The organism is Rheinheimera fenheensis (genome assembly GCF_039871805.1).
GTDB lineage: Bacteria > Pseudomonadota > Gammaproteobacteria > Enterobacterales > Alteromonadaceae > Alishewanella > Alishewanella fenheensis.
The window spans coordinates 301,110-309,704 of the sequence record NZ_JBDPJM010000005.1 but is presented as its reverse complement, the minus strand read 5'-3'; the positions used below and the strand labels follow the sequence as shown (position 1 = coordinate 309,704).

General features: G+C 52.5%; 9 protein-coding genes. 6 read left to right on the top strand and 3 right to left on the bottom strand.

The window, feature by feature from the left end; genetic code table 11:
• Nucleotides 1-253 precede the first annotated feature (253 nt).
• From ABGI61_RS10290 to ABGI61_RS10280, 3 genes are all read right to left on the bottom strand, one after another.
• Nucleotides 254-604 (bottom strand): putative quinol monooxygenase, encoded by a 351-nt coding sequence (locus tag ABGI61_RS10290; protein ID WP_347600720.1) that lies wholly within the window; start codon nt 602-604, stop codon nt 254-256.
• 25 nt (nt 605-629) lie between these two features.
• Entirely contained in the window at nt 630-2,090 is a 1,461-nt protein-coding gene (nhaD, locus tag ABGI61_RS10285; protein ID WP_347600718.1) for a sodium:proton antiporter NhaD, read from the bottom strand.
• A 242-nt stretch (nt 2,091-2,332) separates the two neighbouring features.
• A complete protein-coding gene (locus ABGI61_RS10280) occupies nt 2,333-2,812 on the bottom strand; it encodes a zinc ribbon-containing protein (protein ID WP_347600716.1) in 480 nt (159 codons plus the stop codon).
• A 136-nt stretch (nt 2,813-2,948) separates the two neighbouring features.
• Between ABGI61_RS10280 and leuS the strand changes: the two genes are divergently transcribed.
• From leuS to rlmH, 6 genes are all read left to right on the top strand, one after another.
• Nucleotides 2,949-5,534: a leucine--tRNA ligase gene (gene leuS / locus ABGI61_RS10275; protein ID WP_347600714.1), complete on the top strand. Its 2,586-nt coding sequence runs from the start codon at nt 2,949-2,951 to the stop codon at nt 5,532-5,534.
• A 1-nt stretch (nt 5,535) separates the two neighbouring features.
• A complete protein-coding gene (locus ABGI61_RS10270; RefSeq protein ID WP_347600712.1) occupies nt 5,536-6,015 on the top strand; it encodes an LPS-assembly lipoprotein LptE in 480 nt (159 codons plus the stop codon).
• A 19-nt stretch (nt 6,016-6,034) separates the two neighbouring features.
• On the top strand, nt 6,035-7,081 hold the full coding sequence (holA, locus tag ABGI61_RS10265; protein WP_347600710.1) for a DNA polymerase III subunit delta: 1,047 nt from the start codon (nt 6,035-6,037) through the stop codon (nt 7,079-7,081).
• 7 nt (nt 7,082-7,088) lie between these two features.
• Nucleotides 7,089-7,733 (top strand): nicotinate-nucleotide adenylyltransferase, encoded by a 645-nt coding sequence (gene nadD, locus ABGI61_RS10260; protein WP_347600708.1) that lies wholly within the window; start codon nt 7,089-7,091, stop codon nt 7,731-7,733.
• A 62-nt stretch (nt 7,734-7,795) separates the two neighbouring features.
• Nucleotides 7,796-8,116, top strand: a complete 321-nt coding sequence (gene rsfS, locus ABGI61_RS10255; protein ID WP_008223899.1) for a ribosome silencing factor — start codon at nt 7,796-7,798, stop codon at nt 8,114-8,116.
• A 6-nt stretch (nt 8,117-8,122) separates the two neighbouring features.
• Entirely contained in the window at nt 8,123-8,593 is a 471-nt protein-coding gene (gene rlmH / locus ABGI61_RS10250; protein ID WP_347600706.1) for a 23S rRNA (pseudouridine(1915)-N(3))-methyltransferase RlmH, read from the top strand.
• Nucleotides 8,594-8,595: the final 2 nt, after the last annotated feature.

The following is an 8,595-nucleotide window of genomic DNA, read 5'->3' as shown; positions in this document are numbered from 1 at the left end:
GTCTGGCCATCTTGCACCTCAGTGTCAGGTACGATACCTAACTATAGAAGGTGTCTACTGATCATGGGTAACTCGGAGCCTTAACGCTTATTCGGCGGGTAACCCTGTAGTTAAATACCGGTTAACCCGTACTTGTAAAATTAATGCGCCTTACATTACTGGCCGTTTGTAAAAAATACAACGAGATGCTGATGCGATTCGCCATGCAGCAGGCAGCAAAAAACCTGCTGTTGCAGGTTTTTTGCTGTAACGGTTATGCCAGTTTTGGCGCGTCGAAGTTAGCTGGTTCGTCGCTGTAAATGCACACATTCCAGTCGGCGGCCAAGCCGGTTTCGGCAAGGCAATAAGTTTCAAAGAAATGCTTTATTTCGGCGCGCTGACAGTGCGCTTCAAAGCTGGCTAAGTCAGCCCAGATTTCGTTAAAAGCGATCGGGAAGCTTTTGCCTTCGGCAAAGGGGCTGGCGATTTGCCGGGTAACGATATACTGCAGGCAGCCATCTTCGCGCTGGCTGTTGGGCTCTAAACTTTGCAGTACCTTAAACAACTCGTCGGCTTTGCCGGGTTTAGGCAGAAACTGAGCAATACAATATACTTTTTTCGACATAAAAGTCCTTTGAAGTTAGCCGGGCTTAGTGCCCGGCAGCTTTACCAAAAACGTCAAATAAACCGGCGTTTAAATATAAATGCGCCAGCACACTGGCGATATAGCCAAGCAATATCACCGGCGCCCATTTTAAGTGGCCGGCAAAGGTGTAGTAACCCCGTGCCTGGCCCATCAGTGCCACACCAGCGGCTGAACCGATAGACAACAAGCTGCCACCGACACCGGCTGTCAGCGTAATAAGCAGCCATTGGCCGTGTGACATGTCTGGCTGCATGGTAAGCACGGCAAACATCACCGGAATATTGTCAATAACGGCGGAAATAAGCCCCAGCGCCACATTGGCCCAGGTGGCGTCCCACTGGGTATACAATAAGTCTGACATCATGGCTAAGTAGCCCATAAAGCCAAGCCCGCCGACGCACATCACCACACCGTAGAAAAACAGTAAGGTGTCCCACTCGGCGCGCGAGACCCGGCTAAACACATCAAACGGCACTACCTGGCCTAAAGCACGAATACGCTCCATGTCGCCCTCGCGCTCGGCCAGCGCCCGTTTGCGTGCCAAAGAACCCGGCAGTGTAACCCGCAAAAAGTAGCCAAAAAATTGCAAGTAACCTAAGCCGGTCATCATGCCCAGCACCGGCGGCAGGTGCACTACGGTATGAAACGCCACCGCCGTGGCAATTGTTAATAAAAACAGCGTTAAAATGCGCAGCGCACCGCGTTTAAGCTCGATATCATCTTCGGCTGCTTGCGGCATGCGTTTTTCCACGAAAAAGCTCATCACCACAGCAGGTACCAGATAGTTCACCAGGGATGGCACAAATAACACCAGAAACTCGGTAAAGTTTAATAAGCCGGCCTGCCATACCATTAGCGTAGTAATGTCGCCAAAGGGGCTAAAGGCGCCACCGGCATTGGCGGCAACGACGATATTAATGCAGCACAGATTAATAAATTTTTTGTCGCCCTCGGCAACTTTCATTACCACGGCGCACATCAGCAGGGCGGTAGTCAGGTTATCGGCTATCGGAGAGATAAAAAACGCCAGTACGCCGGTTAGCCAGAATAGCTGGCGGTAACTAAAGCCTTTACGCACCATCCAGCTGCGCAGCACGTCAAACAGCCGGCGCTCTTCCAGCGCATTGATGTAGGTCATGGCGACCAGCAAAAATAGCATCAGCTCGGCAAACTCTAGCAGGGTGTGGCGAAACGCCGCTTCTGACGCTGCCGGCATGCCGGCTTGTACATATTGCCAGCCGATCATGCCCCAAATAATACCGGCAGCGACCAAAACCGGCTTGGATTTACGCAGATGAATTTTTTCTTCCATCATGACCAGCGCATAGGCCAACACAAAAATACCGATGGCAATAAAGCCGGTAAGACTATGGGTAAGGCTAACCGGCCCTACAGCGGCCAGCACGCCCGGGGCAAAAACCGCCAGTAACAGTAAAAAAAGGTGAGATAAAGTGAGCTTGTGCATGGTAGTGCCAACAGTTCCTGATTATTGTTATTAACATAGCGGCAAAAAACACGGCAACACCGCGTTTTGCCTGCCGCCCATGCAGCATAAACAAAACTGGCGTTATCGATATTCAACCTTAGTGGTAGTTTACCCTGCGCTTAGGGTAAGGCAGGCGACATAGAAACTGCGACAGTCGCACTTGACGGGCAGGCATGCTAACAAAAAAACACGAGCTTTAACAGCGTTGTGCCAGGGTAAGCCTATACCGGCAAACCCTCACGGAAAAACTGCACGCTGCCACACTGGCTGCAAGCCAGCAATTCAGCCGGGTGGGTATAATCGATATGGCTCATACAGTGGCTGCAGCGGTAACGGCCCATGCCCACCATTTCGCCCTGGTAATACACGCCCTGGTGGCTAAAATCTTGCGCCAGCTCCTGCCACTCCAGCTGGCTTTTGTCGGTGATGCTGCTTAGCTCCTGCCACAATGCTTCGGGCCACAGCGACGGCAGGCTATCCGGCTCGGCTGCTTTGTCTTCACTATGTTCTTGCCACTGACGTTTTAGCGTTTCGATAAACAGCGTGGTTTCGTAAGCGCTTAAGTCTTTTCCGGCCTTCACATAGGCTTTTAGCTGCTCGATGACATCAACCAGATTAGTCAGCTGTTGCTGCTCGGTTTGCTTCAGGCTTTGGCTAAACTCTGCCAGCCAATGTTGGTACTTCTTGACAAAATCGGCCATAACGTCTCCTTGGGTTTAAAACCAGTATAGACAATACGCTGCTGGTTGTTGTAACAACGGCTCTGCGGTATGCTATAGCCACTTTTTTGCCACCTTGACGGCAGCTGTACTAACCCCCCTTTTTCGGAAGACCTGAATGCAAGAACAATACAACCCGCAGCAGATTGAAACGGCACTGCAGCAGCAATGGGAACAGAGCAACGCCTTTAAAGTGACTGAAGATAACAGTAAAGAAAAGTTCTACTGTCTGTCGATGTTTCCCTACCCCAGCGGGCGTTTGCATATGGGCCATGTGCGCAACTACACCATAGGTGACGTAGTTAGCCGTTTTCAGCGCATGCAAGGTAAAAATGTACTGCAGCCTATGGGTTGGGACGCCTTTGGTTTACCAGCGGAAAACGCCGCCATTAACCATAAAACCGCCCCGGCTAAGTGGACTTACGAAAATATCGATTACATGAAAAACCAGTTAAAGCGCTTAGGCTTTGGCTACGACTGGAGCCGCGAAGTAGCCACCTGTAAGCCGGAGTACTACCGCTGGGAGCAATGGTTTTTCACCAAGCTGTACGAAAAAGGCCTGGTATACAAAAAAATGGCCACCGTGAACTGGGACCCGGTAGATCAGTGCGTACTGGCCAACGAGCAGGTTATTGACGGCCGCGGCTGGCGTTCAGGCGCTTTGGTTGAGCAGCGCGAATTAGCGCAGTGGTTTATTAAAATTACCGCTTACGCCGAAGAGCTGCTGGCCGATTTAGACCAGTTAGACGGCTGGCCAGAGCAGGTAAAAACCATGCAAAAAAACTGGATTGGCCGCTCTGAGGGCGTTGAGATCCGTTTTGACGTGGCCAACAATGCGCAGAGCCTGACCGTGTATACCACCCGTCCGGATACCCTATACGGCGTAACCTATGTGGCGGTTGCCGCCCAGCACCCGCTGGCGCAGCACGCTGCAGCCAATAATGCAGAACTGGCAGCTTTCATTGAAGATTGCAAAGGCGGCAAGATGGCCGAGGCCGAGCTTGCTACCATGGAGAAAAAAGGCTGTGCCACTGGCCTGTTTGCCGTGCACCCGTTAACCGGCGAGCAGGTGCCGGTATGGGTCGCCAACTTTGTGTTGATGGACTATGGCTCTGGTGCCGTTATGGCCGTACCGGGCCATGACCAGCGCGATTATGAATTTGCCACCAAATACCAGTTACCTATTAAGCAAGTGGTTACCGCAGCAGATGGCAGCGCCGTGACATTAGAACACGCCGCCTATACCGACAAAGGCGTATTAATTAACTCGGCCGAGTTTGATGGTTTAGACTTTGACGCCGCCTTTAACGCCATTGCCGCCAAACTGGCTGGCATGGGTCGCGGCGAGGTAAAAGTAAATTACCGCCTGCGCGATTGGGGTGTATCACGCCAGCGCTACTGGGGCGCACCTATTCCTATGCTGAATCTGGCCGATGGTAGCCAGGTGCCGGTACCGGAAGATCAGCTGCCGGTACGCTTACCGGAAGATGTGGTAATGGACGGTGTAATTTCCCCCATTAAAGCCGACCCGAGCTGGGCAAAAACCACCTATAACGGCAGCGAAGCGTTCCACGAAACGGATACCTTCGACACCTTTATGGAGTCGAGCTGGTATTACGCCCGCTACTGCAGCCCCGATTACGACAAAGCCATGCTGGACCCGGCCAAAGCTAACTACTGGCTGCCGGTTGATCAGTACATAGGCGGTATTGAACACGCCATTTTGCACCTGTTATACAGCCGCTTCTTCCACAAGCTGCTGCGCGATGTAGGCTTGGTGCAATCTGACGAGCCATTTAAGCGCCTGTTATGTCAGGGCATGGTGCTGGCTGAAACCTTTTATCGCGACACTGATAACGGCGGTAAAGTCTGGTTTTCACCGGCGGATGTCACCGTTCAGCGTGATGACAAAGGCCGTATCATCAGTGCGGTACTGAACAGTGATGGCCAGCCGGTGCAATCGGCCGGTATGAGCAAGATGTCCAAGTCGAAAAACAACGGCATCGATCCACAAAAAGTCATTGACCAATACGGCGCAGATACGGTGCGTTTATTTATGATGTTTACCGCTCCGCCAGAGCAAACGCTGGAGTGGTCAGACTCGGCGGTAGAAGGCGCGCATCGCTTTATTAAGCGTATTTATACCCTGGTAAGCGATTTTGCCGCTGCAGGTACTGTTGGCCAACTGGACCTGTCAGCGCTAAATAACGAGCAGAAAACCCTGCGCCGTGAACTGCATAAAACCATTGCCAAGGTGTCAGACGATATTGGCCGCCGTTACACCTTTAACACCGCTATAGCCGCCATTATGGAGCTAAGCAACAAACTGCAAAAAGCCAGCCTGACCACTGAGCTCGACCGCGCCGTGATGCAGGAAGCTATCTTGGCGCTGCTACAAATGTTAAACCCGATTACACCGCATGTAGCACAATACCTGTGGGCGCAACTGGGCCAGAGCAAGAGCATAGAGCAAACGCCTTGGCCACAAGCTGATGCGGCCGCTATGGTAGAAGATGAAAAACTGGTGGTGGTGCAGGTTAACGGCAAAGTGCGCGGCAAAGTCACCGTCGCCGCCGATGCCTCGGAAGACAACGTACTGTCGGCAGCAAAAGCCGACGAGAATGTCAGCCGTCATCTTGAGGGTGTCAGCATTCGTAAAGTCATTTACGTGCCGGGCAAGTTACTGAACCTGGTGGTGGGCTGATATGGCCCGCCTTACCACACTGTTAATGGTGTTGGCCGCACTGCTTGTTAGCAGTTGCGGCTTTAAGCTACGCGGCGACCTGCCGCTTAGCCACTTTCCGGCTATTTATGTGCAAAGTGAGCGCCACTCTGAGCTCGCTGATCTGGTTAAAGCACGCTTTAGCTACAACAAAGTGACCTTGCTGGACAGCTACCAACAGGACGCCCCGGTGCTGGAGCTGGTAAAAGACTCGCTGGAGCGGCGCACCCTGTCGTTGTTCCCCAACGGTCAGGTAGCCGAATACGAGCTGATTTACAAAGTACAGTACCGCTTAACCATGCCAAACGCTGAAGCTCAGCCCTATCAGTTTGAGCTGTACCGCGATTATCAGGACGACCCTAACCAGGCTCTGGCCAAAGCTAAAGAGCTGGAGCTGCTGCTGGGCGAATTGCGCCAACAGGCAGCCAACCGCATATTACGCCAGCTATCCAGGTTACAGTAATGGGCGTTGGCAACAGTTGATGCAAAAACTCTACGCCAACCAACTGCCACAACACGTTCAGGGCCCGCTGGCAGGCTGTTATCTGCTGTTTGGCGAAGAGCCACTACAAAAACTCGAAGCGATCGATGCCATTTGTGCCGGCGCCAAAGCGCAGGGCTTTGCCGAGCGCATCAGCCTGACCGCCGATGCACAGTTTGACTGGCAGCAGCTGGCCAATGAGCTAAATGCGATGTCGCTGTTTGCCGAGCGGCGCCTGATAGAGCTGGAGCTGGTGCAGCAAAAGCTGAGCAGCGAAGCCAATGAGCAATTAAAAGCCCTGCCACAGCAGCTACACAGCGATATTATTCTGCTTATTCATGGCGAGCGCAGTTTTAGCGATGTTAGTAAGCTGGCCTGGTTTAAACAACTGGTGCCGCAGGCCGTGCAGGTGCCGATTTACCCGCTGGATGAGCGGCAAAGTCTGCAATGGCTGCGTGAACGCGCCCGTATGCTGCAGCTGCCACTTAGCAGCGATGCACTGAGCCTGTTACAACAACATTGTGCCGGTAACCTGTTAGCCGCACGGCAGGAGCTGGAAAAACTGGCGTTAAGCCAGTTGCCTGCGCCTATAGATGCCACAGCGTTAAGCCAGTTTTTAGCTGACCACTCCAGCTTTACCGTGTTTCAGTTAGTCGATGCGATACTGCAAGGTCAGTTAGACGAAGCGCTGCACCGGCTGCAGCGACTGTGTCAGCAGGACACTGAGCCCGTAATCATCGCCTGGCAGTTACATAAAGAAGTCACGCAGCTACGCCAACTGCTGCAAGCTCAGCAACAAGGCGGCAACCTTAGCGAGCAGTTTAAACAAATGGCCATCTGGCCCAAACGCCAAAGCCTGTACCAGCAAGCCCTGGCGCGGTTTTCGCTACTTTATCTGGATTATTTATTGCAAGAGCTGGCGGCTTTTGATCGCCTTTATAAAGCGGGTTTGTTGCCCGACACCGATGTTGCACTGGCACATCTGGTCAGTTTTATGATTAAACCCGTCGCCAAAACCTTTTCGCTGCAACAGGTCTGTGATGACTAGAGCTGTAATGACTAAAGCTGTGCGAACTAAAGAAGTGGGCATACTGGGCGGCACCTTTGATCCGGTGCATCAAGGGCATATTGCCTGTGCCGATTTTGTCCGCCGCTATTGTCAGTTAGACGAAGTACGACTGATGCCCTGCCATTTACCGGCGCACCGTGCCAGTCCCGGTGTTGATGGCCCCACACGCGCCGAAATGGTGAAACTGGCAATACAACATCACCAAGCATTGGCGCTGGAGCCGCTTGAACTGAATAAAGACACGCCGTCTTACACTGTCGATAGTCTGAAGCTACTCTCTGATCGCGAACCCGGTAGCCGCTTTTACTTTATTATCGGCATGGACTCCTTGTGCTACTTTCGGCAATGGAAAAACTGGCAGGGTATTTTGCAGTATTGTCACTTGCTGGTGTGCCAACGCCCCTGCTACCAGGAAACAGAGGGTGACGCGCCCTATTTGCTTGAGCACTACGCGGTTGATAGCCTGAGTGCACTGAAACAGAAAGCGGCCGGTGCTATTTTGTTACTGCCTAATCCGCTCAATGACATCAGCGCCAGCCAGATCCGTCAGCAACTGCACAGCAGCGGCACAGCGCCAGCTTTAGATCCGGCGGTATTGAACTATATTCAAAGTCGACAACTCTATCGGTAGCGGCTATCGCTGCCATTAAACTGTGGTAAAATGCCGCTTTTTTCAAGCGCAGAGGAATCAGGGTGCAAACAACCGAGCTGGTAAGTTTTATTCAGGACAAAATTGATGACATGAAAGGCCGCGATGTCGTGACCTTAGATGTACGCGGCAAATCCAGCGTTACCGAATTTATGATTATCTGCTCCGGCACGTCCAACCGTCATACCAAGTCTATTGCGGACTATGTGGCAGCAGAAGTGAAAAAAGCCGGCATTGCTGCCCTGGGTATTGAAGGCCAGAGCTCAGGTGAGTGGGTGCTACTGGACCTGGGCGATGTCGTCGTGCATGTGATGCTGGAAGACAGCCGCAGTTTTTATCAGTTGGAAAAGCTCTGGAGCGCCTAAGTCGCGATGAAGTTAACACTGATTGCCGTTGGCAGTAAGATGCCCGCCTGGGTGCAAATCGGCTATGAAGAATATGCCCGGCGCTTTCCACGTGATATGTCTTTGGAGCTGATTGAAATTGCTGCCGGCAAGCGTGGTAAAAATGCCGATATTAAACGCATTTTAGAGCAGGAAGGCGAGAAAATGCTGGCAGCGGTGCCACGTGGCAGCAAAATTGTCACGCTGGAAGTGACGGGTGAAAACTGGAGCAGCCCACAGTTAGCCGCCAAACTAACCGACTGGCAGCGCGATGGCCGCGATGTCTGCTTACTGGTGGGCGGACCAGAAGGGCTAGCCCCCGCCTGTATTGCTGCCAGTGAGGCAAAATGGTCGTTATCAGCCCTGACACTGCCCCACCCTTTGGTGCGGGTGGTATTGGCAGAGAGCTTATACCGGGCCTGGAGTATTTGTACTAACCATCCGTACCACCGCGAGTAAAG

Bases quoted from the DNA above. Each gene is read 5' to 3' on its own strand.
- ABGI61_RS10290 (WP_347600720.1), bottom strand. From the start codon at position 604: ATGTCGAAAAAAGTATATTGTATTGCTCAGTTTCTGCCTAAACCCGGC.
- nhaD (WP_347600718.1), bottom strand. From the start codon at position 2,090: ATGCACAAGCTCACTTTATCTCACCTTTTTTTACTGTTACTGGCGGTT.
- ABGI61_RS10280 (WP_347600716.1), bottom strand. From the start codon at position 2,812: ATGGCCGATTTTGTCAAGAAGTACCAACATTGGCTGGCAGAGTTTAGC.
- leuS (WP_347600714.1), top strand. From the start codon at position 2,949: ATGCAAGAACAATACAACCCGCAGCAGATTGAAACGGCACTGCAGCAG.
- ABGI61_RS10270 (WP_347600712.1), top strand. From the start codon at position 5,536: ATGGCCCGCCTTACCACACTGTTAATGGTGTTGGCCGCACTGCTTGTT.
- holA (WP_347600710.1), top strand. From the start codon at position 6,035: ATGCAAAAACTCTACGCCAACCAACTGCCACAACACGTTCAGGGCCCG.
- nadD (WP_347600708.1), top strand. From the start codon at position 7,089: ATGACTAAAGCTGTGCGAACTAAAGAAGTGGGCATACTGGGCGGCACC.
- rlmH (WP_347600706.1), top strand. From the start codon at position 8,123: ATGAAGTTAACACTGATTGCCGTTGGCAGTAAGATGCCCGCCTGGGTG.